The 25838-nt window shown below is 33.6% G+C and carries 22 protein-coding genes; 13 read left to right on the forward strand and 9 right to left on the reverse strand.

The window, feature by feature from the left end:
* The first annotated feature begins 243 nt into the window (after window positions 1-243).
* The 9 genes from SYO3AOP1_RS03830 to SYO3AOP1_RS03870 all read left to right on the forward strand — a co-directional run bounded on the left by SYO3AOP1_RS03830 (window position 244) and on the right by SYO3AOP1_RS03870 (window position 9501).
* Entirely contained in the window at window positions 244-1563 is a 1320-nt protein-coding gene (locus SYO3AOP1_RS03830) for a hypothetical protein (RefSeq protein WP_012459450.1), read from the forward strand.
* A gap of 126 nt (window positions 1564-1689) precedes the next feature.
* Window positions 1690-2700 carry a phosphate ABC transporter substrate-binding protein PstS gene (gene pstS / locus SYO3AOP1_RS03835; protein WP_012459451.1) on the forward strand — a complete coding sequence of 337 codons (1011 nt, stop codon included), beginning with the start codon at window positions 1690-1692 and terminating at the stop codon, window positions 2698-2700.
* 484 nt (window positions 2701-3184) lie between these two features.
* Complete coding sequence (gene pstC / locus SYO3AOP1_RS03840; protein WP_012459452.1) at window positions 3185-4135, forward strand: phosphate ABC transporter permease subunit PstC; 951 nt, start codon at window positions 3185-3187, stop codon at window positions 4133-4135.
* Between the two features lie 3 nt (window positions 4136-4138).
* Window positions 4139-4972 (forward strand): phosphate ABC transporter permease PstA, encoded by an 834-nt coding sequence (gene pstA / locus SYO3AOP1_RS03845; protein ID WP_012459453.1) that lies wholly within the window; start codon window positions 4139-4141, stop codon window positions 4970-4972.
* 13 nt (window positions 4973-4985) lie between these two features.
* Window positions 4986-5750, forward strand: coding sequence for a phosphate ABC transporter ATP-binding protein PstB (pstB, locus tag SYO3AOP1_RS03850; RefSeq protein ID WP_012459454.1), 765 nt, complete (start codon window positions 4986-4988; stop codon window positions 5748-5750).
* A gap of 36 nt (window positions 5751-5786) precedes the next feature.
* Window positions 5787-6452, forward strand: coding sequence for a phosphate signaling complex protein PhoU (gene phoU / locus SYO3AOP1_RS03855; RefSeq protein ID WP_012459455.1), 666 nt, complete (start codon window positions 5787-5789; stop codon window positions 6450-6452).
* Complete coding sequence (locus tag SYO3AOP1_RS03860; protein WP_012459456.1) at window positions 6442-7455, forward strand: ATP-binding protein; 1014 nt, start codon at window positions 6442-6444, stop codon at window positions 7453-7455. Before phoU ends, SYO3AOP1_RS03860 begins: the two co-directional genes overlap by 11 nt.
* 231 nt (window positions 7456-7686) lie before the next feature.
* Window positions 7687-8994, forward strand: a complete 1308-nt coding sequence (locus tag SYO3AOP1_RS03865; protein ID WP_012459457.1) for an outer membrane protein transport protein — start codon at window positions 7687-7689, stop codon at window positions 8992-8994.
* A gap of 21 nt (window positions 8995-9015) precedes the next feature.
* Window positions 9016-9501, forward strand: coding sequence for an SCP2 sterol-binding domain-containing protein (locus tag SYO3AOP1_RS03870; RefSeq protein ID WP_012459458.1), 486 nt, complete (start codon window positions 9016-9018; stop codon window positions 9499-9501).
* Between the two features lie 487 nt (window positions 9502-9988).
* On the opposite strand, the gene SYO3AOP1_RS03875 is transcribed toward SYO3AOP1_RS03870, so the two are convergent.
* The 5 genes from SYO3AOP1_RS03875 to lepA form a co-directional block, all read right to left on the reverse strand.
* Window positions 9989-10321 carry a nicotinate phosphoribosyltransferase gene (locus SYO3AOP1_RS03875; protein ID WP_012459459.1) on the reverse strand — a complete coding sequence of 111 codons (333 nt, stop codon included), beginning with the start codon at window positions 10319-10321 and terminating at the stop codon, window positions 9989-9991.
* 4 nt (window positions 10322-10325) lie between these two features.
* A complete protein-coding gene (thiO, locus tag SYO3AOP1_RS03880; protein WP_012459460.1) occupies window positions 10326-11423 on the reverse strand; it encodes a glycine oxidase ThiO in 1098 nt (365 codons plus the stop codon).
* A gap of 10 nt (window positions 11424-11433) precedes the next feature.
* Complete coding sequence (locus SYO3AOP1_RS03885) at window positions 11434-12120, reverse strand: MBL fold metallo-hydrolase (protein WP_049751895.1); 687 nt, start codon at window positions 12118-12120, stop codon at window positions 11434-11436.
* A 71-nt stretch (window positions 12121-12191) separates the two neighbouring features.
* On the reverse strand, window positions 12192-12917 hold the full coding sequence (locus SYO3AOP1_RS03890; RefSeq protein WP_012459462.1) for an SDR family NAD(P)-dependent oxidoreductase: 726 nt from the start codon (window positions 12915-12917) through the stop codon (window positions 12192-12194).
* Between the two features lie 422 nt (window positions 12918-13339).
* Complete coding sequence (gene lepA / locus SYO3AOP1_RS03895) at window positions 13340-15115, reverse strand: translation elongation factor 4 (RefSeq protein WP_198001838.1); 1776 nt, start codon at window positions 15113-15115, stop codon at window positions 13340-13342.
* Window positions 15116-15196: 81 nt separating this feature from the next.
* Here lepA and SYO3AOP1_RS03900 point away from each other — a divergent pair, with 81 nt between their 5' ends.
* The 3 genes from SYO3AOP1_RS03900 to SYO3AOP1_RS03910 all read left to right on the forward strand — a co-directional run bounded on the left by SYO3AOP1_RS03900 (window position 15197) and on the right by SYO3AOP1_RS03910 (window position 20181).
* Complete coding sequence (locus tag SYO3AOP1_RS03900) at window positions 15197-17587, forward strand: PBP1A family penicillin-binding protein (protein WP_012459464.1); 2391 nt, start codon at window positions 15197-15199, stop codon at window positions 17585-17587.
* 289 nt (window positions 17588-17876) lie between these two features.
* On the forward strand, window positions 17877-19121 hold the full coding sequence (gene trpB / locus SYO3AOP1_RS03905) for a tryptophan synthase subunit beta (protein ID WP_012459465.1): 1245 nt from the start codon (window positions 17877-17879) through the stop codon (window positions 19119-19121).
* Window positions 19122-19572: 451 nt separating this feature from the next.
* Window positions 19573-20181, forward strand: a complete 609-nt coding sequence (locus SYO3AOP1_RS03910; protein WP_012459466.1) for an NAD(P)/FAD-dependent oxidoreductase — start codon at window positions 19573-19575, stop codon at window positions 20179-20181.
* A 266-nt stretch (window positions 20182-20447) separates the two neighbouring features.
* Here SYO3AOP1_RS03910 and SYO3AOP1_RS03915 read toward each other — a convergent pair whose 3' ends face one another.
* Complete coding sequence (locus SYO3AOP1_RS03915) at window positions 20448-21950, reverse strand: MqnA/MqnD/SBP family protein (RefSeq protein WP_012459467.1); 1503 nt, start codon at window positions 21948-21950, stop codon at window positions 20448-20450.
* On the reverse strand, window positions 21947-22975 hold the full coding sequence (locus SYO3AOP1_RS03920) for a sulfite exporter TauE/SafE family protein (protein ID WP_012459468.1): 1029 nt from the start codon (window positions 22973-22975) through the stop codon (window positions 21947-21949). Before SYO3AOP1_RS03920 ends, SYO3AOP1_RS03915 begins: the two co-directional genes overlap by 4 nt.
* A 445-nt stretch (window positions 22976-23420) precedes the next feature.
* Here SYO3AOP1_RS03920 and SYO3AOP1_RS03925 point away from each other — a divergent pair, with 445 nt between their 5' ends.
* Complete coding sequence (locus tag SYO3AOP1_RS03925) at window positions 23421-24284, forward strand: class I tRNA ligase family protein (RefSeq protein WP_012459469.1); 864 nt, start codon at window positions 23421-23423, stop codon at window positions 24282-24284.
* Between the two features lie 244 nt (window positions 24285-24528).
* Here SYO3AOP1_RS03925 and SYO3AOP1_RS03930 read toward each other — a convergent pair whose 3' ends face one another.
* Both SYO3AOP1_RS03930 and amrS read right to left on the reverse strand, forming a co-directional pair.
* Entirely contained in the window at window positions 24529-24765 is a 237-nt protein-coding gene (locus SYO3AOP1_RS03930; RefSeq protein ID WP_041674538.1) for a hypothetical protein, read from the reverse strand.
* The gene (amrS, locus tag SYO3AOP1_RS03935; RefSeq protein ID WP_012459471.1) at window positions 24756-25778 is read right to left on the reverse strand and encodes an AmmeMemoRadiSam system radical SAM enzyme; all 1023 of its coding nucleotides are present in this window, start codon (window positions 25776-25778) and stop codon (window positions 24756-24758) included. Before amrS ends, SYO3AOP1_RS03930 begins: the two co-directional genes overlap by 10 nt.
* Window positions 25779-25838 lie beyond the last annotated feature (60 nt).

The raw sequence follows: 25838 nt of genomic DNA on the forward strand, positions 1-25838 counted from the left end.
AGGGATTAATAAAATTTTAAACAGTTGTTAACAAATTCTAACCATACGTTGGGCAAGAAATTCAGTAAAAGTAAAAGATTCTTCGCTGGCTTTGGAGCGACAATGTTGATTTTTGGAATAGTCTTCACCAAAGTATGAAATTTTAAAAAAATTATTAACAAATTTTAACCATTCTTTCATTAAATCTTAAAATTCATTTGGTATAGTGATTTACGAATAATATTTTCAGAGGAGGTTATTTAAATGAAGAGAACTTTAGCAGTGATGGCTCTCTTAGGAGCTGTAGGGCTTGCAAACGCACAAACTATCGAGAACCCCATTCTCAAAAAACTTGTTGAGAAGGGTATCTTAAAAGAAGATGAAGCTGCAGCAATTGACGAACAGCTTGCACAAGAAGAGGCAGAAAAGGCTAAATACCAAGCTGAAATTGACAAAACAGCAATGGAAGCAAAAGAAAAGTTGGCAAAACTTGAGAAACAAGGTAGCATGTCATCTCTTTTAACAGGTAAGTTTAAGAAGTTTGAAATTGGCGGAAAGGCTTACTTGGGTTATACTTACCAAACTACTAAGAAAAAATACACAGGAATTAACGACTCAGGCGATTTTGAAGCAAGAAGATTTTACTTTGATACAAAGGCTTACATCTCAGACAAAGACTATATCAGATTTACAACTGATTTAGCTCAAGAAAATAACGTTGGTAGCACAGACAAATCATTAAAACTCAAAATTAAATACGGTTATCTCTACAAAGACATTTCAGACTTGATTCCTCACACTGGCTTTGAGTTTGGTATAGTTCATACACCTTGGATTGATTATGAAGAGCATTCTGGATGGTGGTACAGGTCTATAGATAAAACATTTATGGAATCTTCAGATGGTATGGGATTATGGCCATCGGCAGACCTTGGAATTAACTTCAAGACAAAAACTCCGTATGTAACTTCTGAAGTAGGAATGTTTAACGGAGAAGGTTACGACAAGATTAACACAAGCTCTAAAAACTCATCCAGCTTCCACAACTCTTTTGAAGGTAGAGTAACTTATCACGTATTTGGAAACGGAGATAAAAAAGTTAATCCAACAAAAGATCAGTATGCAAACATTTCTTTACACTTAGCAAGCAACATTGGATATAATGATAATAATAACGGTACATACACAAATCATACAAATCTTAACCTCTATCACATCCATGCAGTTTATAACCACCCAATGTTCTTAATCGCAGCACAATATGCAAAAACAGATTATAACTCATCTTCTCAACAAGCAGGCGATGGATACTCAATAAACGCAGAAGTAAGACCAGTTCAAGATTGGTCCATATTCGGTAGATATGACCATTGGAAGTTTAAGAAAGAGTTAACACTCGGAAAAGATGCACAAAATAACGATGTCAAAGCAAACAAAAGAGATGCTTACTATTTTGGTGTAGCTTACACTATGAACAAATATGTAAAATGGATTGCAAACGTTATCAATTATGATTACAAAGGAACTAACCCAGACAACAAAGATAAAACAAAATATATGATAACAGCTGAGCTTAGCTGGTAATCCTACTGCTTTTTGTATGTTTGTGGGAGGGAGAGGGGAAATTGTTAAAATTTCTTAACAAAAAATTAATAAAAAATAAACATTTTCATAGTATCATAATCTTAAAAATTTAACGGAGGTAAAAAGATGAAAGTTAAAGGCTTGAAAAAGCTTGCAATAGCTGGAATTTTAGCAACATCTACCGCAGCATTAGCGGGAATTACAATTACAGGTGCAGGTGCAACATTCCCATATCCAATTTACTCTGCTTGGGCTTATGCATATGAAAAAGCAACAGGAAACAAAGTTAACTATCAATCAATTGGTTCTGGTGGTGGTATCAGACAGATCGAAAACAGAACAGTAGACTTTGGTGCATCAGACGCTCCATTAACACCAGAAGAATTAAACCAAAAGAAATTACTCCAATTCCCGGCAGTAATCGGTGGAGTAGTTCCAACTTACAACCTACCAGAAGTAAAACAGCCTCTTAACTTTGACGGGAAAGCTCTCTGTTATATATATATGGGTAAAATCACTAAATGGAATGACCCATACTTACAACAATTAAACCCTGGCGTAAATTTACCAGATAGACCAATTACAGTAGTTCACAGGTCTGATGGTTCTGGTACAACTTGGATCTGGACTAACTACTTATCAAAAGTTTGTCCAGAGTGGAAAGAAAAGGTTGGATACGGAACATCTGTTAACTGGCCAACTGGTGTAGGCGGAAAAGGAAACGAAGGTGTAGCTAACTACACTAAGAGAATGAGAGGAGCAATAGGATACGTAGAATATATCTATGCAAAACAAAACAATATGCCTGCTGGAAAAGTTAAAAACAGAGAAGGAAACTTTGTTGCTCCATCTATGGAAAGCTTCCAAGCAGCAGCTGCTAACGCTAAATGGGACAAAAAGAAACATTTCTACGAAGTATTAACAGACCAACCGGGTAAAAATTCATACCCAATATCTGGAGCTACATTTATTTTACTGGCAAAAGATAGACCAGAAAACTCAAAAAAAGCAGTTATGTTCTTTGACTGGGCATTTACAAAAGGAGATCAAGAAGCTGCAAGATTAAACTATATCCCATTACCACAAAACGTGAAAGATTTAATCAGATCATACTGGAAAGAAAATGGATTGATGTAATACTTTTCTCATGTCTAACCTCCAATTTTGCCCTACCTCTAAAAAGGTGGGGCTTTTTGTTTTTAAGAATTTTGTTTTTAAGAATAAGTAATCCTATTGTTTTCTTTATACATAAAAGCGTTCTATTTTTTAAGTTGTAGAATGTATATGTAAATATGACCTTACCTTTGCCCAACCTTAGGATTTTAGAAGGAATCTCTTCTTTTGATTTTTTTAATAGAAAACAGGAGATTCTTCGCTGTCGCTCAGAATGACACTATTGGCAGCTTCCTGTCATCATGAGGACTTTAGTCCGAAGGATCTTCTTTTTGGGTTTTTTAATATAAAAATACGAGATTCTTTGCACGCTGTAGGAGTATGATAAGAAAGGTGAGAATGTATACTTTTTAATTTCTCACCCCGACGTGTATTTAATTTATAATTTTATACAAAAATTTTTATACAAAAATTTATATGACAAACAGTAAAGTAAGGAGCTTAAAGGATGGAAAATACAGCACTAAAAAGGGCGCTTCTTGTAGAAAAACTTTTAAAAATAATACTTGGATTTGCAGCAATCTTTATAGGCTTTATACTCCCGGTAGTTATATTCATTGTACTGTATAAAGAAGCATATCTTGCTATCCAAACCTTTGGAGTTTTAAACTTTTTAACATCTACCGACTGGGACCCGGTCGCACTTAAATTTGGCGGGTTGGCTCCTATAGTCGGAACATTGATAGCAACATTTTTATCAACATTATTCGCTGCTCCAATCTCAATTGGTATTGCTATTTTTTTGGTTGAACTTTCACCAAACAAACTAAAACCAATCTTTTCAACTGCAATAGAGCTTTTGGCTGGAATTCCAAGCATCATTTATGGTATGTGGGGATTGTTCGTAATTGCTCCATTATTTGGTGAAAAAATAGAGCCATGGCTTCAAGCAAAGCTTGGCGGAATTCCATTAATAGGAAAGCTTTTTGAAGGTTCTCCGACAGGAATTGATGTCTTAACAACATCTCTCGTTCTTGGAATAATGATAATTCCATTTATGAGTTCTGTTGTTAAAGATGCGTTTAATATGGTTCCATCCATAATGAAAGAATCAGCTTATGCCCTTGGGGCTACAAAATGGGAAGTTATAAAACAAGTGATGATACCTATCACAGCGTCAAGTATTGCAGGTGGATTAATCTTATCTACCGGTAGAGCACTTGGGGAAACGATGGCTGTTACATTTTTAGCAGGAAACGTAAATCAAATACCAAAATCGCTTTTAGACCCATTTACAACCATCACCGTTGCTTTGGCAAACCAATTTACAGAAGCAGACACAGCTATTTATCTTTCTTCTTTATATTATCTTGCATTAATACTTTTTATAATGTCGTTTATTGTTTTATATCTTTCTAAAATTATGCTTTTGAAATTAGAAAAGAAATGGAAGGTGTAAGCTATGGTTAAAAGAAAATTAGAAAATTACATATTCCTTACATTGTCAGGTTTTTCTGCATTGCTTGGATTATTTTTCTTGTTTTGGATACTTGGAGATTTGCTTATTAACGGTTTTAAATACATAAATTTAGATTTATTTACAAAAGACCCGGTTCCACCCGGTATGGAAGGCGGTGGATTAAAACATGCTTTTATAGGTCATTTAATCATTACTGTTCTTGGAACTATGATAGGAACGCCTATTGGAATATTAGCCGGTATATTCTTTGCTGAGTATGGTCAAAACTCAAAAGTGTTCAAAATTGCAAGAAATATAGTTGATATAATGGTAAGTAATCCATCTATCGTTATAGGTGCAGTAGTTTATGCGATACTTGTTTATCCGGTTGGTCATTTTATGGGAATAGCTGGTTCTGTAGCGCTTGCATTGCTTATGATACCGGTTATAGTAATCACAACTGATGAGATGATGAAATTAGTTCCAAGGGAAACAAGAGAAGCAGCATATGCCCTTGGAGCTCAGCCATGGCAGGTTAGCTTTCAAGTAGTTTTAAAAGCTGCAAAAGTAGGAGTTTTAACAGGTGTAATTCTTGGAGTAGCAAGAATATCCGGAGAAACTGCACCATTATTATTTACATCTTTTAATAACAACTTTACAACTTACGATATCACGCAACCGACGGCATCTTTAACAGTTACAGTCTTTCAATACGCCATGGGACCATACGACGAATGGCACAGACAAGCATGGGCAGCATCTTTCATTCTTACGTTCTTCGTATTGATTGCATCAATCACAGCAAGATACTTAATCCAAAGGAAAAAACACTCTTAGGAGGCAAACATAAATGTCTGAAAATGTAAAATTACAAGTCAAAAATCTAAATTTTTATTATGCTGGCAATAAACAGGCTTTAAAAAATATAAACATGCCGGTTTATGAAAAAAAAGTTACAGCACTAATTGGACCATCCGGATGTGGTAAAACTACACTGCTTAGATGTTTTAACAGAATGCATGACTTATACCCGGGTAACAGATACGAAGGAGAAATAATATTTGAAGGTAAAAACATTCTTGCAAAGGATGTAGATTTAATGATTTTAAGAAGTAAAATCGGTATGGTATTCCAAAAACCAACACCGTTTCCAATGTCTATATTTGACAACGTCGCATATGGACTTAGGCTTCAAGGAATTAAAAACAAAACAGAGCTGCAAGACAGAGTTGAAAAAGCTTTAAAAGATGCTGCAATCTGGGACGAAGTAAAAGATAGACTTAATGCATCAGCTTTTTCTTTGTCAGGTGGTCAGCAACAAAGATTATGTATAGCAAGAGCAATAGCAGTAAAACCAGAAGTCATACTATTTGACGAGCCAACATCAGCACTTGACCCAATATCAACATCAAAGATAGAAGAGCTTATAGTTGAATTAAAGAAAAATCATACAATAATTATTGTTACCCACAACATGCAACAGGCAGCAAGGGTTTCAGACTACACTGCATTTATGTATCTTGGAGAGCTTATTGAATTTGATTTAACAGATATTATATTCACTAAACCAAGCAAAAAACTCACAGAAGATTATGTTTCAGGTAAATTTGGTTAATAAAAAAATCGAAAACTCTATGAAGGAGGATGTTAAATGTTAATAGAACCAAGATTAAATGAAATCAAAGAAAGGCTTTTAAAAATGGCTGAAATTGTAGAAAACATGATAGATAACTCAATAAAAGCTATCATAGAGCATAACCCGAGGTATTTAAAATATGTTGAAGAAAATGAAAACATAGTTGACCAGATGGAAGTAGAAAATGAATCATTGATAATAACAACCATGGCAAGATATCAGCCGGAGGCAAAGTATTTAAGAATGCTCGCAATGGACTTGTTTGTAAACAGAGACCTTGAAAGAATAGGAGACCATGCAGAAAATATAAAAGAACATGCCCAGTCTATATTAACAAAACCAAAGTTAAAAGAATATGTAGATTTACCAAAAATGACTGAGTTAACAATACAAATGCTTAAAGATGCAATAAAAGCTTTTGCAGAAAATGATACAAATCTTGCAAGAGATGTAATAAAGAGAGACGACATAATAGATGCATTAGAAGACCAGATAATAAGAGAGTTATACACTTACATGGTAGAAGACCCATCAACAATAAAAGTTGGATTAAGACTTATAGACGTTGTTAAAAACATAGAAAGAGTTGCAGACATAGCAACAAACTTAGCAGAAGAAGTTATTTACATGAAAGAAGGAAAAATGCTAAGACATCAGGAATTAGACGAAAATGGAAAGTAATACCCTAAAAGACCAGCATTTAGATTATGAAATACTAATAAGTTTTCTTGACTATTTAAAAGAAGGCGTCATTGTCGTTGATGAAAATAAAAATATCTTATTTGTAAATAGATTTGCACAGAGATTTTTAAATACTCCAGATTACGAAGGTAAACATTTTAAAGAAGTTATAAATGATAATTATCTTTATTCTATAATTTCCCATGAATACGATAAAGACACAAAGTTAGAAGTAAATATAGATAGTAGTAAATACTTGGTAAATGTATATCACATTAAAGGCAAAAAAATAATTCATCTGCAAGATATAACGCCATTTGAGATCTACAAACAAGCAAAGAAAGACTTTGTATCTAACGTATCTCATGAATTAAAAACTCCAATCTCTGTTTTAAAGTCTGCTATGGAAACAATAGAAGAGGAAATAAAAGACTCTAACATCCTGAAATTTGTAGACATGGCAAAAAAAAGAATAAATCAAATGGACTCTCTCATAAACGACCTTCTTATACTTGCAAGACTCGAATCTCAAGAAGATTTGGTAAACAAGAAAAAATATTTATTATACAAACAAGTTGAAGACATCTTTGAAGATTTGCAACATTTAACAAAAGATAAGAACATAAAACTTAAAAATAATGTTCCCAAAGATTTTGAAGTTTATGCAGACGAACAAAAATTAAGCATAGCACTAAAAAATTTAATTGAAAATGCAATAAAATATAACGTTCAAAACGGCACAGTAGAAGTAAATGCAAAAACTGATGGAAAGTATGACATTATAAGCGTTATAGATACAGGCATAGGAATACCACCAGAATCAATTCCTCTTGTGTTTGAAAGATTTTACAGAGTTGATAAATCAAGAAGTAGGAACATCGGCGGAACAGGTTTAGGGCTATCTATCGTTAAACACATCACAGAAGCCCATAAAGGCAAAGTATGGGTAGAAAGTCAAGTAGGAAAAGGAAGTAAATTTTATATTAAAATACCAAAAACGTGATCCTTCGGATTAAAGTCCGCAGGATGACAGGAAACCACTAGTGAGTCATTCTGATTGAAGCGAAGGATCTCCTGTTTTTCCTGGATTTCTCATCCTAAGTATACTTCTTATTTATTAAAACATTCAAATATCTTAATAATTACAAAAACCCCCATTAAGTTAGTGTTTGACAACTTTGTATTTTTTGTATTGAATATATGCAAATATATTTTTTAGAAGGAGGTTAGTATTATGAGAAAAGTTTTAGCGTCAGCTGCAATTCTTGCAGTAGCAGGGTCTGCAATGGCAACAAACGGAGATAACATGATAGGTGTTACTCCAGCATCTGAAGCGATGGGTGGTCTTGGTGTTGGTATGCCAATTGGCTCTGTTGATTCAATCTTTAGAAACCCAGCATGGATGAACTCAGAAAAAGGCTTTACTGTCAGCTTTGGTGGTATTTTATTTATGCCAGATGTTAAGGGAAGATACAATGGTCAAAACTCGGGTGATACTGGATATGTTTCCTCAAGAGCAAACTTCTTTACTGTTCCAGAGATAGGAATTACAAACAGAATAAATGATCAAGTGGTTGTTGGTATTGCTGCATACGGTGTTTCTGGTATGGGTGTAGATTATAGGGATAAAGACCCGAGATTAGCAAATATGCATACGACTTTACAGTTTATGAGAATTATTCCAGCTGTTTCTTATCAAGTAAACCCTAATTTATCTGTTGGTGTAGGACTTGATTTAGCATGGGGTTCTCTTGATATGGGTGCTAATATGTGTGTAGATTTAAATCAAAATGGGTTAATTGATCCAAATGAATGCTTTAATGCAGGCGGAGGTCAGTCATCTTCTTATGGTGTAGGCGCACAATTAGGTATAGGTTATAAAGTTGGAGATTTAACAGTAGGTTTTAACTATCAATCCCCTGTATCTATGAAATACAAGCATGTATTTGATACTAATGGCGATGGTTCATATGAAGACCTAAAATTACAACAACCTCAAGAAGTTGCAGCTGGTATTGGTTATAAAGTATTACCAAACTTAAAAGTTGGTTTAGATTTAAGATGGATTAACTGGTCTGATGCAGATGGTTATAAACAATTTAAATGGAAAGACCAAACTGTTATAGCAGTTGGTGGTGAATATCAAGTAACTCCAGCATTAAAATTAAGAGCTGGTTATAACTATGGTAAATCTCCAATCAGAAGCTATTCTGGATTGAACGGAATGATGCCAACAAATAATATACCAAGTTTAGCACAACCTTTCCCAGACTTTAACGTTCAATGGTTCAATCTAATTGGTTTTCCGGCGATTACAGAACACCATATTACCCTTGGTGGAAGTTATCAAGTTAGCAAACATTTTGCTATCGATTTAGCATATGTACATGCATTTGAGAAAAAAGTTGAATCAAGTGGACAGTCTTATACGGTTGATGCAACATCAGGTAATCCTCCAACAAGGTATACACTTGAAAACGCAACAGTTGGAGCTAAAAACTCACAAAATGAAGTTGGTATAGCTTTAAGATGGTCGTTCTAAGGTATTGGAGGTAGGGATGTTATGAATAAATTAGCAGTTTTAGGGACGGTTTTGTCCCTTTCTTTTTCAAGTTTTGCAGCAGAACCGTGGATGAGTCCAAAGTGGACAGAGCAGTTTTGTGAGTATTGGAACAAAAACATGCAAACGGTCATGGCAGAATGGGCAGAATACAACGTAAATAAACAAAAAGGCTATAAAACAATCCAATTTTACAGAGAGAATTGCAATCCACCTAAAAAGGTTGAGGTTAGAATTAAGTATGAAAACGGAAAAGCGGTATGTATATATGGCGGCGAAGCTAAGGACCCAAATCCAGAGTTTGTTATGTACGCAACAGACGAAAACTGGAAGTCTTTAGCAAAAGGTGAATTTGGATTTATGGGAATGGGTATTATGAAAAAGATGACATTCCAAGGTTCTAAAGTTGAAGCAATGAAATTCATGGAACCTTTCAAATCTTTCTTAATTGGTCTTGGAAAAGTTCCTCATACAGATGCTTGTCCATAATATCTTTAAAATATCCCGAGGCTTTAAAAAGGTCTCGGGAGTCTAAATTTTCATTGATTAAGTTATTGAGCGACAGGTAAGAATCTCCGTCCTTTTATACCCTTAATCTGTCATTCTGAGCGAAGCGAAGAATCTCCTGTTTTTTCTTTTTAAATCAAAAATCAAAAGAGGAGATCCTTCGGACCAAAGTCCTCAGGATGACACTATAGAGGGGAAAAGGCAGAGATTCTTCGCACGGCTTCAGAATGACGATTAAAAGGCTAATTAATTTTTAAACTTAGCTAAAATTTAGAACAGCCTTTAGAGTAATTTCTTTTTCTTAACATTCTTGAATTAAATCCCTATGTACTGATTTATACTTTCTATTGCTTCTTTTATAGCATTATAAATCGAGGATATTATATTTTCATTGTTCTATTTTCTTTTCTACTTTCCTTAATGCTTAACTTCTATGCTGTTTTCTCGCCTAACTCACTTGATCATTTACTCACTTGTTTAATGCCTTTTTGACAATCTCTAATCTATCTTTAACTTTCTCTATTTCTTTTTCATCTTTGAAGAATTCTAAGACTTCTTCATCTTTAAACTCAACTTTCCCTTTTTGTTTTATAATCTCTGCAACATAGTCAGCAACTGCAAGTAATTTTTTACATCTTTTTGATGAGTTGAATTTAACATCAGCAATTTTGCCATTTTCCTCTTTGATATAAAAACTAACCACATGACAACCGCTTTTACATTTCCCAATTTCTTTGTAATCTGAAGGAGCATCTTCTATAAAATTTTTCAATCCACTTTCAATATAATTCTTTATCTTCATAATTTTATTCCTCCTTTATATAAAATCTGCTAAAATCAAACATTTTTAAATAAGGTGATTCTTCTTCTTTGTGAATTAATTGGGTTATTAATTTTGCTGTAATTGGAGCAAGCAATATTCCGTTTCTATAATGTCCTGTAGCATAGTATAAATTTTTTATCTCAGATTTTCCAAGAATAGGAAGACCATCAGGGGTTGCTGGTCTAAATCCATACCAAGTTTCCGTTATTTCATAGTCTTTCGTAGATGGTAAAGTTTCTAACAAACCTTTAAGTAGTAAAAATATCCCAGATACCGTATTTCCTTCTTTAAAAAAAACATTTTCTTGTGTAGCACCAACAACAACTAAATTACTATCTTTTCTTGGAATTATATAAGCTCTATTGCTATATAAGATTTTTGAAATTTCACCTTTTTCTTTTGTTTTGAATGACAACATCTGTCCTTTAATTGGGAAAACTTTAATAGGTTCTATTTCGCCCGACCAAGCTCCAGCAGCTAAAATACAAAAATCCGCTTCAAAAGTCCCATTGTTTGTGATCACTCTTTGAAATATTCCATTATCAGCCTCTATAAATTTAACTTCTGTAAACTCTTTCACAGTCATATTAGAATTTTTTGCATATTTAACCAACGACACAACAAGCTTTCTATTATCAACCTGTTTATCATGTGGAAAAAAAGCTCCACCGATAACAAAATTTGAGATTTTAATTCCCATATCTAAAATTTCTTGACGAGTAAGAATTTTTGATTCCAAGCCTAATCTATTGTAATAATCTACTCTTTTAGATAAATTTTCCATTTCTTTTTCTGAAAAAGCAGGACAAACAATTCCACATTCATAGTATGAAACTTCATGTCCTGTTTCTTTTTCAATCTGCTGCACAAAATCTTTGTACATCTCTCTGGATTCAACGGAAAAATTTAGAAAAACTCCAGTTAAACCTTCTGCTTGAGGGGCAAGCATACCACCTGCTGCCCAAGATGCTCCTCTTCCAAGCACTTTTTTTTCTAAAATCGTAATTTCATAACCTAATTTGTTCAATTCTCTTGCTATCGAAAGTCCTATAATTCCACCACCAATGATTATACCTTTCAACTATACACTCCTAAAAATCTACTTTTAAGCCATCATAAGCAGCTATTACTTTTAAGCCTGTTCTGTCTGACATTTCTTTTGCAACCTTAGAAGGTGTATGCTTTAACATCTGTATACTGAAATGTGTCAAAATAGTTAGCTTAGGCTTTACTTTTTTGATTATCCTTTCTACATCTTCGGCAGAAAGATGATAATAATTTAAATTAGACTTTACAAATGTAGTGTTAAAAACCATAACATCGGGATTTTCTGGGTAGGCATATAACATATCTTCATAAAATCTTCCACAAGCTACATATATAAAAACTTTGTTGTTATATTCAAACTGTAAGCTATAGGTATCTGCGCCTTGGTGTATGTGCTTGATTGAGGGTTTTATTTTTATATTTTCGTATTCAATGATTTTTCCAAGCTCTGTAATCTCAATTTTTTTAAAGCCTTTTTTAGTGTATTTTAAAACAACCGGGTCATCTCCATCTACTGCATCTATTGGAGCAAGTAATAAATCTAACTTATTTTTATTGCTATCTGTGGCAGACTCTACGACAGATGCTATATCTGCTACATGGTCTAAATGTCTATGGGATAAAACTATTGCGTTTAAATCTTTTGGTTCTAATCCTCTCTCAAAAATTCTAATTAAGCTTCCAGGTCCTGGGTCTATCAGGATGTTTTTACCAGCAAAATGAAGCCACATTCCTCCCGAATGTCTTAATTGTCTAAATACTACAGTTCTACCACCACCAGTGCCAAGAAAAATTATGTAATCTAAAATATTAACCTTCCTCCTTCTACAGGAATTAAAGCTCCTGTTGTAAAATCAGTTTCTATTAAATATTTTACAGCTTTAAAGACTTCTTTACCACCCGCCCATTTTTTAAGTAATGTCTTTTGAAGCGGCTTTTCTATATCATCTAAACCTTCTGCTGGTATGATCGGACCTGGTAATATTCCATTTACAAGCACATATGGTGCAAACTCTTTTGCAAAGGCTCTTGTCATGGTAATCATTCCACCTTTTGATATGCTGTAAGATGTAAAATCTTTGTAAGGAAGAATAGCTGAATAATCTATTATGTTTATAATCCTTCCTTCTTTCCTTTGATACATAATTTTTCCAAATTCTTTTGATAGATAAAATGGTGCTTTTATATGTATCTTGTAAAAAATTTCTAAATCTTCAAAGGTAGCTTCTTCTAAGGGTTTTTTGTAGTAGATTGATGCGTTGTTTATAAGAATGTCTACGTGCCCAAAAATACTAAGTGATTGATTTACTAAATTTACAAGCTGGTTTTCATCAAGCAAATCTGCCCTTATAATCTCTGCTTTTACTCCAAAGCTTTTTGCTTGCTGTAAGACTTTTTCAGCTTCTTCTTTGGAGGAGTTATAATGAATCAGAACATTACAGCCATGCTCGGCAAGACCTAAAACAATATCCCTGCCAATCCTTTTAGAACCACCTGTGATTAAAGCGTTTTTCTCTTTTAAGTCCATCTCAACCCTTCATAAGATTTATGTGAATGGTATTTTTGGCATTCCAAAGCTCGAGAAGAGTCTCGTATTTTTTTTAAATCTCTCACCTAATATATGCTCCTTATATATATCTTTTAAATCCGTCGGGTGAGAAATTCAATAAAAGTAGGAGATTCTTCGCACGGCTTCAGAATGACAACTTTACTTTTGTAAGGGCGATTCATGAATCGCCCTTACACTCTTCCACTTTTCCACTTTCCTTGTCATCCTGAGGACGTAAGTCCGAAGGATCTCCTTTTTAAATTCTATAAAAATCACTAATTTCTCACCCAAGGTATATGCTCCTTATATATATCTCTCAAATGATCTGGCAAAAGTTCTATTAGATAAGTGCCTTGTTTTATATCAAATAAGAAATACTACCACCATAAAAAACTCTAATTTCAATCTGCTTTTAGTATGCTTAAAAATGCCTCTTGTGGAAGTTCTACTTTGCCAAACTGTTTCATTCTTTTTTTACCCTCTTTTTGTTTTTCAAGAAGCTTTCTCTTTCTTGTAATGTCTCCACCATAGCATTTTGCCAATACATCACTTCTAAGTGGTGCTACTCTATTTGATGCGATGATTTTTGATCCTATTGCTGCCTGTATTTTTACTTCAAAAAGTTGTCTTGGGATAACTTCTTTCATTTTATCAACTAAATTTCTTCCTACCCTATATGCCTTATCTCTATGAACTATGAATGACAAAGCATCTACCGGCTCACCGTTGATGAGAATGTCCATTTTGACTAAATCACCTTCTCTGTAGCCTATAAATTCATAGTCAAAAGATGCATAGCCTCTTGAAACTGTTTTTAGTTTATCGTGGAAATCAAATAAAACCTCTCCAAGTGGAATTTCATATCTAAGTAAAACGGTTTTTTGGTCTATGTATTCAAAACCTTTTTGAATTCCTCTTTTTTCTTGTACAAGTTGCATGATTGAACCAACATACTCATTTGGTGTAATGATGCTTGCTTCTATGTATGGCTCTAAAATTTTGTCTATTTCATTTGGATTTGGAAGTTGAGATGGATTTCTTACTTCTACCTCCTCTCCTTTTGTTGTGATTACTTTATAAATAACGTTTGGTGCAGTTGTGATTAGCTCTATACCATACTCTCTTTCAAGCCTTTCTTGAACTATTTCAAGATGAAGCAGACCTAAAAATCCACATCTAAACCCCATTCCAAGGGCTGGAGATGATTCTACTTCGTAGGTTAATGCTGAGTCATTTATAGAGTATCTTTCCAGCGCATCTCTCATATCTTCAAAGGTTGTGTTTCCGGTTGGGTACAATCCAGCGTATACCATAGGTTTTGCCGGTCTAAATCCCTCGACTGGTTTATCTGTTGGTCTTTTTGCATCTGTTATAGTATCTCCAACTCTGATATCTCTAACGTCCTTGATAGCTGCTGCAACGTAGCCAACATCTCCGGCTTTTAGGCTATCAAGCTTTGTCATCTTTGGTGTTTGTGCTCCAACCTCTGTAACTTCAAACTCTTTTCCTGTTGACATTAATCTAATTCTTGTTCCTACTTTAACTTCTCCATCAATAACTCTTATGAATGCTACAGCTCCTCTGTATGGGTCGTAGTAAGAATCAAAGATTAAAGCTTTTAATGGTTTGTTTTCATCGCCTTTTGGTGGCGGGATTCTTTTTACTATTGCTTCTAATATATCTTCTATTCCTATGCCTGCTTTCCCTGATGCTAAAATTGCTCCTTCTGGGTCAAGTCCTAAAACTTCTGCAATCTGCGTTTTTATCCTTTCTACATCGGCAGATGGAAGGTCTATTTTGTTTATGACCGGTATTATTTCAAGGTTTAGGTTTAATGCTTGCCAAAATGTAGCTATGGTTTGAGCTTCTATTCCTTGCGTTGCATCTATGAGTAATAATGCCCCTTCGCATGCTGCTAATGACCTTGACACTTCATATCCAAAGTCTACGTGTCCGGGTGTATCTATTAAATGTAGTGTATAATCTTTATACTTTAATCTAACTGCTTGGAGTTTTATAGTAATTCCTCTTTCTCTTTCTATGTCAAGAGTGTCTAAAAGCTGTTCTTTCATTTCTCTTTTTTCTAACCCACCTGTAAACTCAATAAGTCTATCTGCTAAGGTTGATTTTCCATGGTCTACATGGGCTATTATAGAAAAGTTTCTGATTTTTTCCATTCTCTCGCTCAAATTCTTACACCTCTTTGGCAAAATTGTATAATATTATAATCTATTAACTTTCAGCTAAAAGGACAGATTTTGAAGAAAAAAATTATTTTAGGACTGATAGGCTTTACCTCGATACTTACACTTATTCTTGGCTTGTACGTTTTTATCATCACAAGAGACCTACCAGATGTAAAAGAGCTTGAAAATTGGAAACCACCGGAAGCATCCGTAATCTACGATTATAAAGATAGAGTATTTTCAGAGCTTTACGTTCAAAAAAGATACTATGTCTCTATTGATAAAATTCCAGACCATGTAAAAAAAGCATTTATAGCTGTAGAAGATAAAACATTCTACGAAAATCCTGGAATAGATTTTTTTGGAATACTAAGAGCTTTTATTAGAAATATTTTCAGCGGCGGCGTTGTAGAAGGTGGAAGTACAATTTCTCAACAGCTTGCTAAAAACTTATTCTTAACACCGGAAAGAAGTATAAACAGAAAAATTAAAGAAATAATCTTGGCGCTTAGATTAAACAAAGTTTATTCAAAAGAAAAAATTCTTGAAATGTATCTTAATCAAATTTATTTAGGACAAGGAAGCTATGGAGTAGAAGCGGCAGCCCAAACATATTTTGGAAAACATGTATGGCAGTTGGGTGTTTGTGATGCTGCTGTATTAGCCGGACTTCCAAAAGCACCTACAAAATACAATCCATACCAAAATTTAGACCTTGCTGAAAAAAGAAAAAAAGTTGTTCTAACGCGAATGTTAGAAGAAGGCTATATAGATGAGCATCAATATCAAAGATGCGTTGAAAAACCTATAAAACTCGCCGGAGTTATAAAGACAGATACATTTAACGATTATTTTGTAGAGCTTATTAGACAGTGGGTTGTTGAAAGATACGGCGAAGATGCTATTTCTCAAGGTGGTTTAAAAATTTATACAACCATAGATAAAGATTTACATTATTATGCACAAAAAAGACTTCAAAATTGGCTTGAAGAGATGCAGGCACGTGTTGGATTTCCAAAGCTTTTTAAAGATGAAATTGAAAGTTTAAAACAAAAATACGAATCTCAAAATGTCAGTCCGGAGACAATAATAGCAAATAGTATCTATGTAGCTAAAATAAAATCTGTTTCAAAAAATAAAATAACTTTCACGATAGATGAAGTAGAAGGTGAAGCATTTGTTAAAGGTAGCACCGCAAATTTACAAGAAGACGGCTATGTATATGTAAAATATACAGAAGATAGAAAGTTTAAAGTCTTGCCATTCTTGGAAGGAGTAGTGTTAAGTATAGATTCTAAAACAGGAGGCATAAGGGTAATAGTTGGTGGATATGAATTTAGAAAGTCTCAGTTTAACAGAGCACTGCAAAGTAAAAGACAGCCAGGCTCTGCTATAAAGCCGATTATATACGCAACCGCAATACAAAACGGATATACCCAAATCTCCATTTTAAAAGATGAACCTATCTCGTTCTGGGATTATAGTCAAAATAAAGAATGGGTACCTAAGAATTATGATGGAATATACAGAGGAAATGTAATATTAAGAACCGCATTAGCTAAAAGTCTAAACGCTGCAACTGTTTATTTACTATCTCAGTTAGATTTTGACCCTGTAATTGCTACAGCTTATAGGTTAGGGATAAAACAAAAATTACCAAAATATTATTCTCTTGCCCTTGGTTCTACAGAATTAACACCAATAGAGCTTGCAACTGTTTATGCAACCTTTGGAAATCAAGGGACAAGATGTGAACCTTACTTTATTAGGAAGGTAGTAGATAGAAACGGAAATATACTTTATCAGCAAGAGCCAAGATGTGAAGATGTATATCCAAAACCAGAAAACGCTGTTATGGTAGACTTACTTAGAGCTGTAACAACTGAAGGAACAGCAGCAAGAGCAGCATCTTTACCATTCCAAACAGCCGGAAAAACTGGAACAACAAACGATTATGCAGACGCATGGTTTGTAGGATTTGACCCAGATTTAACCACCTTAGTCTGGATTGGTTATGATAGAAGAAAGCAGATAGGAAAAGGTATAGCAGGAGCAGAAGGAGCTTTACCACTTTGGATGGATGTTATGCTGTATGCAAATAGAGGTATGTCTTACAAAGAATTTCCGAAAGTGGAAGGAACTATATACATACCAATTGACCCAATTACGTTAAAAGTATCTAATGAAAATTGTCCTGGAAGATTCTTCCTTTTTGTCGATGGAACATATCCTCAAGTTGATTGCGATGGAAACCCTGTTGATTTAAGTAAAATTTATCCACCTCCACCACAAGAAGCACCATTAGAAAATCCTACCGAAACACAACCTCAGCAAGCACCACAAGAAAATACTCCACTACCAGATGCTATAAATCCAGAAACACCAAAGGATAAAAGCCCATCTCCTTCTGATAAGAATAAGGTTGATAATGAAGAAATAATAAATATAATAAAGAAAAAATAAATACGTTGGATGAGAAATTCAATAAAAGTAGGAGATTCTTCGTCGGCTGCAGAATGACAAAGTATGAAGTTGTCATCCTGAACGAAGTGAAGGATCTCCTCTTTTGATTTTTTTTGAAAAATAAGAGATTCTTCGCTAATGCTCAGAATGACACCATTGGATCGTTCTTTGTCATTCTGAGGACTTTAGTCCGAAGGATCTCCTTTTTAAATTCTATGAAAATCATCAGTTCCTCACCCAAGGTATAATAAATATAATAAGAAAAAATCAATAAAAAGGAGTTTTTGAAATGAAATATACATATCCGAATGAAAAAGGATACTTTGGAGTATTTGGCGGTAAATACTTACCAGAAACACTCATGCCAGCTTTAGAAGAATTAGAACAGCAGTATTTAAAAATCAAAAACGATGGGGACTTTAAAAGACAGCTTTTATACTATCTTACAGAGTATGCAGGTAGACCAACGCCTTTATATTTTGCATCAAGACTAACTGATGTTGTTGGTGGAGCAAAAATTTATTTAAAAAGAGAAGACTTATTACATACAGGAGCCCATAAGATAAATAATACACTTGGACAGGTCCTGCTTACAAAAAAAATTGGGAAAAAAAGAATTATAGCAGAAACTGGGGCAGGACAGCACGGCGTTTCAACAGCAACGGCTGCATCTTTGTTTGGTTTAGAATGCACTATTTATATGGGTGAAGAAGACGCAGAAAGGCAGGCGTTAAACGTTTTTAGAATGAAGCTGCTTGGAGCAGAAGTTAAAATAGTAAAAGCTGGTAGCAGAACTTTAAAAGATGCTGTTAATGAAGCATTGAGAGACTGGGTTACTAATGTTAAGACAACCCATTACATTATCGGTTCAGCACTTGGACCCCATCCTTTTCCGATGATTGTTAGAGATTTCCAATCTGTGATAGGCGAAGAAGTAAAACAGCAAATACTTGAAATAGAAGGAAAATTGCCTGATGTTATAGTTGCATGCGTTGGTGGAGGAAGTAATGCAATAGGTATTTTTTATCCTTTTATCGAAGATACACAGGTTAGACTTGTTGGAGTAGAGGCGGGCGGTTATGGAATAGAAACTGGCATGCATGCAGCAAGTATAAACGGTGGTACCATTGGAGTACTTCATGGAATGAAATCTTACTTTATTCAAGATGAGTGGGGACAAATAGAATCAACCCATTCAATTTCTGCCGGATTAGACTATCCGGGCGTTGGTCCGGAACATGCATTTTTGAAAGAAATTAAAAGAGCTGAGTATATTACCGCAACAGATGAAGAAGCATTAGAAGGATTTTTATTACTATCAAGAACAGAAGGAATAATACCTGCATTAGAAAGCTCCCATGCTATTATAAAAGCGGTAGAAATTGCAAAAAGCTTAGACAAATCTAAATCCGTTGTTATAAATCTATCAGGAAGAGGAGATAAAGACGTTCAATCAGTAAAAAATCTTCTTGATACAGATAAAGAGTTGTATGAAAGATTGTTAAGCAGATTAAAAGAAAAGTATGGGGTTTAAGAGTTTTTGGATATTAAAAAAAATAGCGAAGAAGACAAAAGACAGAAATTCTTCGCACGGCTTTTAGAATGACGTTATTGGTGGTTTTTCGTTATCCTGAGGCCGAAGGCCGAAGGATCTCCTCATTTAAAGAAAGTGAAAAATGAGAAGAGGAGATTCTTCGCTATCGCTCAGAATGACGTCGTCGGTTCCTTTATCACCCTGAACGAAGTGAAGGATCTCCTATTTTAATGTCCTTTGAAAAGAAGAGAAACAAAACGAAGATTCTTTACCGGATATAGAATGACGTTCAAAAGGTTAATTAATTTATAGACTCAGTTAAAATTTGGAATACCCTTTTCTACCATAAGTAATAGATTAAAGCTACGGAAATAATATTACTCATAGTCTGTGTATAGATATCTATTGTAAACTATTGTAGTGTAAAAAATTTCATAACAGGAGGTAAGAAATGGAAAAATATGATGTGATTATTGTAGGCGGTGGTCCTGCTGGGCTTGGTTGTGCTTTAACGCTTGCTTCAGCAAAAGGGCGCTTTGATTGGGGAGAAAATAGAAAGTATTTGGTAATTGATAATAATTCTTCTGACCTATTAAAAGCAAAGCTTAATAACGTCCCAGGAGTTAAACCAGGAAGTTTGGGGAAAGACGCAATTAACCAGTTAAAAGAACATGCTAAGATGTATGGAAACGTTGAAATTATAGATGGAAGAGTAGTTAAGGTTGAGGGTGAATATAAAAACTTTAAAGTAATTACAGAAGATGGTAAAGAATTTTATTCTGATTTTGTAGTTTTTGCTACCGGTTTTCATGAGTTTAATATTGAATGTGAAGGCGTGGAAGTTATTGAGAATAAAAAATCTCCAAGACCGGGTAAAGTTCAATTAAAAGTAGACCAAGACTATAAAATAAAAGAGGGTATGTATGCTGCAGGATTGATTGCCGGAGTTAGTACAATGTTTGCAGCAGCAGCTGGAAGCGGTGTTCAAGTTGCTTGCAATATACAAGCTATAATGGCTGGCAAAAATGTTGTTGTTCATGATGTTCCAGATAATGGGTAGTTAATATAGTGAATAAGTGAGTAAGTGAATAGAAACAAAACACACAGGTTTTGCCTCTATGAAGGTGCTAAAAAATTCCTATGAGTTGTGTAATGTATATACAGATATAACTTTACCTTTGACTGACATCCTGAGGACTTTAGTCCGAAGGATTTCCTTTTTTAAAGAAGATGAGAAAGTGAGTGAATAAGTGAGAGGTAAAAGAACGGAGATTCTTCGCCGGCTTCAGAATGACGATGTTTATTTTTGAAACATCCTTTAATGTTTTATGTCTGATGCTTTCTTAACTTTTCCATCTCTTTTTCTGGTAAAGGCGGAATATCTCCACTGATGCTTGCTACCAATGAATAGGATTTTCTTCCAACCGGCTCTACCATGCCGATTTTAAAGCCTGCTTCTAATAGATTTTTCTTTACTTCTTTTGCTGATGAGTATGTGGCAAAAATTGCTTCATCATTCATGATTTTCCTTAAATTTTTAAAAAGCTCAAGCTCCCACATTTCTGGATTAACTTTTGGAGAAAATGGGTCCCAAAAAACAGCATCAAATTTGATATTTTCGTACGTTAATGCTTGGATTACTTTTCTACCATCAGCTAAAACAATTGATATTTTTAAATTGTTGTCTTCGTATTTATAAACATCAAACATTTTATTTCCTATTGTAAGTTTGTCCAAAACCATCTTAAAAAATATTTCATACACAGGTTTTAGGTTTTCTGGAATTTTAATTTTCTTTATGTTTTCTAAAAATTTTTTATCTTTTTCTATGGAAATTATCTGTATTTTTGCGTTTGGATTTTTTTCTAAGCAGGATTTTATGGCGGTGGATGCATTATAGCCAAGTCCAAAGCCAACATCTAATATGTTTATACTGCTATTTTTTTCACAGATTTCTTGAATATTGCAAGGTATGATAAATTTATGCATGCTTTCTGTATATGCTCCTGCACTACTTGAATGATATGCTTCGTTATAGTCAAAGTTATAAAGTGTAATCGTGTTATCAACAGTTATAACCTTTCCATCTGTAAATCTAAAATCTGGAAGTTTTTTAATCAGATTAAGCTGTTTTAGATACTGAGAAAAAAGTCTTAAAGATTGTATTTGTTTGTCGGTTAAATCGTAGGAAAGGTTTTTTAGATACTCTTTTTTTTCTGCTTCTAATGGATTGTTATCAATTTTTTCAAAAAATTCTTTAACATTCTCTTTAAGCTTGCGTTGGAAATTATAAATCTTTTCTCTGTTGTTTAAAAAGTAGTCTTTATTTACACACCACAGTGCAAAGGTAAAAGGGAGGTTTGTATAATCAAACCAAATTTTTGAAAGGTCGTAAACGTATGTATAGTCAAACTTATGTTTTAAGGCTTTATCTCCAATGAGTAGAACAGAAGGTTTATTTTTTAGACTTTCAAAAGGTTTGTATTCTGGCTTCTTGTTTAAAAAAATTTCAAAAATCACTCTAAGGAGGTTTACAGAAGTTTTAGATTCTTTTGTAATATAAACTTTTTCAATATTTTCTAATGGAATATGTGATGCAAGAATGACAGATTTTACATCTTTACAAGAACTTATAGAAAGGTCTGGAAGGATAAAATATTTATAGTAATGTTCTAAATATTCAGCTGCTGATATTATTCCAACGTCTATTTTGCCTTCAAACAAAAGTTTGTTTAGATTTGATGGAACATCTCTTGCTATTTGGAAATCTCTAAACCTTTCTATTTGAAATGGCAAAGTATTAAGATAATCTATCCAGCCAATTTTCATGATTTGTTTAAAAACTTTTTCATAAAATAATCTTTTATTCTCATCGTAATGATACTGATAATATATCCAACTACCAAGCTAATTACAATTACCAAAATTGAGTATACAAGCGGGTAATTTGTAAGGAGATTAGCAAAAAAGTTGTCTGAAACAAGGTTAAAAATCTCTTTTTGTTTTGTAGATAAGAATTGTTTTAGACTGTATGCAGCAACTATCAACATTAAAACAGCTAAAAACACTTTTAGATAAAATCTATTTATTTTCTGACCAAGAATGGAGCCAAAAACAGCACCAAAAGAAGATCCTATCAACAAAATCAACCCAAGGATTATATCAACGCCGTGATTAAAGTATGAATGTAAAAAGGATAAAAAGCTTGTGATAAAGACCATTTGAAAAACACTAATAGCAATTGCAGAAACAACGTCATAGCCTGCAAGATACATTAAAGCCGGCACGACCAAATTCCCACCGCCGATTCCCATAACAGCCGCAAGAAACCCTGATAATAATCCTATACCTGCCGGTACTATCAAAGAGACTTGACCAACGTTAAAATCTTTTTTTAACGGAAGATTTTTAATAAATTCTGGAGCTTTATGTTCGTGTTTTTCTTTGTTTTTAAAAGATTCATAAAAAATAAAACTACCAAGTAAAAACAGGTATACAGTGTAAACAAGAAGAATAAATCTTTTTACATCACCGGATTGTTTTAGATAGTTTATAAGTAAAACACCTATAAAACCACCTATTACTCCGTATATTACAACATACTTTCCCATTTTTGTGTCAACTTTTCCAGCTTTAAGATAGTTTAAAAACCCGGACAAAGACGCTCCTATCATCTGACTAATGGATGTTCCAACTACCACTACGGAAGGTATACCCATTTTTATCAATATTGGATTTAAAATAATGCCACCACCAATTCCGAGCATTCCGGACAAAACTCCAACAATAATCCCAAGAATTAAAACTTCTATTACATTAATTTCTGTATGGGCAATAGGTAATAATATCTCCATTTTTCTCCTTTTAAATGTTTTGAGTTTTAGAAAGATTAAATATTATGCTTTATCCAGGCAGGAAATTTCAAGCTACTATAAAGAATCTGAGATTACTTGCAAAAACTACATCATCGTTCTGTAGTCGTACGAAAAATCCCTTACTTCTCCCCACTTTTTTATCCGACGTATAAATCTTTATGCATGATAAAATATATTTAATGCCTTGAGTGAGAAACAAGTGATTTTTAAAAAAAATTAAAAGATGGAAGATTCTTCGGACTTACATCCTTAGGATGGCGGAAAAAGGTAGATTGATAGACATTAGAGAAAGGTTAACCTTATTTGTCATTCTGCAGCCGGCGAAGAATCTTATAATTTTATTGAATTTCTCACCCGACGTATAAATTTGAAATTTTAAACTTGTGAGGCTTTAAGCTTTAAATATTAACATTTGAGGTAAAAGATGGAAAGAAAAACGATTAAAGAAATACTAGAAGAAAATCATTTAAATCTTAATGATAATGCAGTTTTACTTTTTGATAAATTAGGATTAGATAAATCGGTTTTAACCAAGCTTGAAGATGCTTATGGAAAATCAGATAAAATGTCTAAATCTAAACACAATACAGTCGACCCGGATGAAATGGTAAAAAAGTATGGTGCTGACACTGTTAGACTTTACACACTATTTGCTGCACCGCCAGAAAACAATTTTGATTGGACAGAAAGCGGAATAGAAGGGGCTCATAGATTTGTAAAAAGGCTATTTTATTACATTTCAGAAAATTTAGACCTTGTTAAAAATATATCTTACAGTGAAGAAGATTTTAAAAATCTTTCACAAGAAAGTCTAAATATAAGAAAAAAACTTCATCAAACCATTAAAAAAGTAAGAAGCGATATAGAAAGGTTTCAGTTTAACACAGCCATTGCTTCCATGATGGAGCTCTTAAATACCCTTTATGATTATAAAGAAAAAAATCCAAAAGTATTAAGAGAAGTCTTTGAGAAATTTATTCTTTTAATCTCTCCATTTACTCCATTTATGGCTGATTATCTATGGAGACAGCTTGGAAATAAAGGATATACTATACAGCAACCGTTCCCAAACTATGATGAAAGTTTATTAGTAGAAAAAGAAAAAGAAATTCCGGTCCAGATAAATGGCAAATTAAGGGCAACAATCAAAGCTCCTGTAGATGCTTCTCAGGATGAAGTTTTAAACATCGCTTTAAAAGATGAATCTGTTAAAAAATGGATTGAAGGAAAAGAGATTGTTAAAACTATCTTTATTCAAGGGAAGATTTTAAACATTGTTGTTAAGTAAAATTTTTGAGAAATAAGACTGCTCTAAAAATCAACATCGTCATTCTGTAGCCGATAAATAATCTCCGTCCTTTTAACTCTCACTTACTCATTGTAAGGGTAATTCATGAATTGCCTCTACTCACTTTCTCGCCTTCTTTAAAAGAGAAGATATTTTTCAGACTAAAGCCCTCAGGATGACGGGTCAAGGGAAAACTTATAAGAATTTTGGAACACTCATAAGATACGATGACAAAAAAGCAAACTTACAAAAATTTTAAAGCACCATCTTTGAGAAATTCAACATAACGGGAGATTTCTACTACACTAAGTGTTAACAAAGCTATCACTATTCCGCTTTCTTTGTTGCCCTGAGGACGTAAGTCTAAAGAAATTCTTTCTTTAATTTTTTTAAAAGCAAAAGGAAGATTCTTTACCGCCTTTAGAATGGCTTGGTAAAGGGAGTGTCTTCCACTCCATCTCGCTTTTTCTATTACTTCCAAACTCCGGCTATTGGAGTATTGCATTTAGGACATTTTCCATCTACTAAATGATTAGTAACATATTGTCCAACATAACCTGTTCTATCAATAACTTTAAAGCCACAGTTTGGACAGTATGTTGATTCTCTGTCTTCATCCAAAACATTACCAACATAAACATAATTCAAGCCTTCTTCCTTGCCTATTTCATAAGCTTCTTTTAATTTTTCTATTGGTGTAGGTGGTCTATCTAACATTTTATACATTGGATAAAATCTTGATACATGCCATGGTATATTTTTATCTATAGATGCAATAAATCTTGCAATATTCCTTAACTCTTCTTTGCTATCATTTTCTCCCGGAATTATGAGAGTAGTTATCTCTATCCAAATTCCTTGTTTATAAGTGTATTCAATTGAGTCTAAAACAGGTTTTAATCTTGCTCCGCAAATTTCTCTGTAAAATCTATCTGTGAATGCCTTCAAATCTATATTTGCTGCATCTAAGTACGGCTTAATCGTATCGATAGCTTCCTTAGTTTCATACCCAGAGCTTACAAATACAGTTTTTATACCATTTTGCTTTGCTAATTTAAATGTATCATAAGCATATTCAAAAACTACGACCGGCTCGTTGTAAGTAAATGCAATTGATGGTATTTTTCTTGTTTTTGCAATATTTACGATTGTTTCCGGGATTAATGTAGTTCCGAAAACTTCATAGTTATGTTCTTGAGGATACTGTGATATCTCAAAATTTTGGCAAAACTTACAGCTAAAATTACATCCTACTGTTCCTACAGATAAAATTTCTGTTCCCGGCAAAAAGTGGAATAACGGCTTTTTCTCTATTGGGTCTATATTAAAAGCAGCAGCAAGACCATACACAGTGAGATATAAATCTCCATTTTCATTTTTTCTTATCCCACATTTTCCATACTCTCCAACATCAAGAACACATCTTTGATTACATGCTTTACATAAAACTTTATTTTCTTTTCTTTTTTCAGACATCCAAGCTAAAGCTTTCATGTTTACTCCTTCTTTTGTTTAAAATGATACAATAAATATATGCTAAAATAAAATTTAAAA

Source organism: Sulfurihydrogenibium sp. YO3AOP1, assembly GCF_000020325.1.
In the GTDB taxonomy this organism is placed as follows: domain Bacteria; phylum Aquificota; class Aquificia; order Aquificales; family Hydrogenothermaceae; genus Sulfurihydrogenibium.

Excerpts from the sequence above, each read along its gene's own strand:
- trpB (WP_012459465.1), top strand. The coding sequence starts at position 17,877 with ATGAAATATACATATCCGAATGAAAAAGGATACTTTGGAGTATTTGGC.
- pstS (WP_012459451.1), top strand. The coding sequence starts at position 1,690 with ATGAAAGTTAAAGGCTTGAAAAAGCTTGCAATAGCTGGAATTTTAGCA.
- SYO3AOP1_RS03915 (WP_012459467.1), bottom strand. The coding sequence starts at position 21,950 with ATGAAAATTGGCTGGATAGATTATCTTAATACTTTGCCATTTCAAATA.
- lepA (WP_198001838.1), bottom strand. The coding sequence starts at position 15,115 with ATGGAAAAAATCAGAAACTTTTCTATAATAGCCCATGTAGACCATGGA.
- SYO3AOP1_RS03870 (WP_012459458.1), top strand. The coding sequence starts at position 9,016 with ATGAATAAATTAGCAGTTTTAGGGACGGTTTTGTCCCTTTCTTTTTCA.
- SYO3AOP1_RS03890 (WP_012459462.1), bottom strand. The coding sequence starts at position 12,917 with ATGGACTTAAAAGAGAAAAACGCTTTAATCACAGGTGGTTCTAAAAGG.
- pstA (WP_012459453.1), top strand. The coding sequence starts at position 4,139 with ATGGTTAAAAGAAAATTAGAAAATTACATATTCCTTACATTGTCAGGT.
- phoU (WP_012459455.1), top strand. The coding sequence starts at position 5,787 with ATGTTAATAGAACCAAGATTAAATGAAATCAAAGAAAGGCTTTTAAAA.
- pstC (WP_012459452.1), top strand. The coding sequence starts at position 3,185 with ATGGAAAATACAGCACTAAAAAGGGCGCTTCTTGTAGAAAAACTTTTA.
- SYO3AOP1_RS03925 (WP_012459469.1), top strand. The coding sequence starts at position 23,421 with ATGGAAAGAAAAACGATTAAAGAAATACTAGAAGAAAATCATTTAAAT.
- pstB (WP_012459454.1), top strand. The coding sequence starts at position 4,986 with ATGTCTGAAAATGTAAAATTACAAGTCAAAAATCTAAATTTTTATTAT.
- amrS (WP_012459471.1), bottom strand. The coding sequence starts at position 25,778 with ATGAAAGCTTTAGCTTGGATGTCTGAAAAAAGAAAAGAAAATAAAGTT.
- SYO3AOP1_RS03830 (WP_012459450.1), top strand. The coding sequence starts at position 244 with ATGAAGAGAACTTTAGCAGTGATGGCTCTCTTAGGAGCTGTAGGGCTT.
- SYO3AOP1_RS03875 (WP_012459459.1), bottom strand. The coding sequence starts at position 10,321 with ATGAAGATAAAGAATTATATTGAAAGTGGATTGAAAAATTTTATAGAA.
- SYO3AOP1_RS03920 (WP_012459468.1), bottom strand. The coding sequence starts at position 22,975 with ATGGAGATATTATTACCTATTGCCCATACAGAAATTAATGTAATAGAA.
- SYO3AOP1_RS03885 (WP_049751895.1), bottom strand. The coding sequence starts at position 12,120 with ATGTGGCTTCATTTTGCTGGTAAAAACATCCTGATAGACCCAGGACCT.
- SYO3AOP1_RS03910 (WP_012459466.1), top strand. The coding sequence starts at position 19,573 with ATGGAAAAATATGATGTGATTATTGTAGGCGGTGGTCCTGCTGGGCTT.
- SYO3AOP1_RS03865 (WP_012459457.1), top strand. The coding sequence starts at position 7,687 with ATGAGAAAAGTTTTAGCGTCAGCTGCAATTCTTGCAGTAGCAGGGTCT.
- SYO3AOP1_RS03860 (WP_012459456.1), top strand. The coding sequence starts at position 6,442 with ATGGAAAGTAATACCCTAAAAGACCAGCATTTAGATTATGAAATACTA.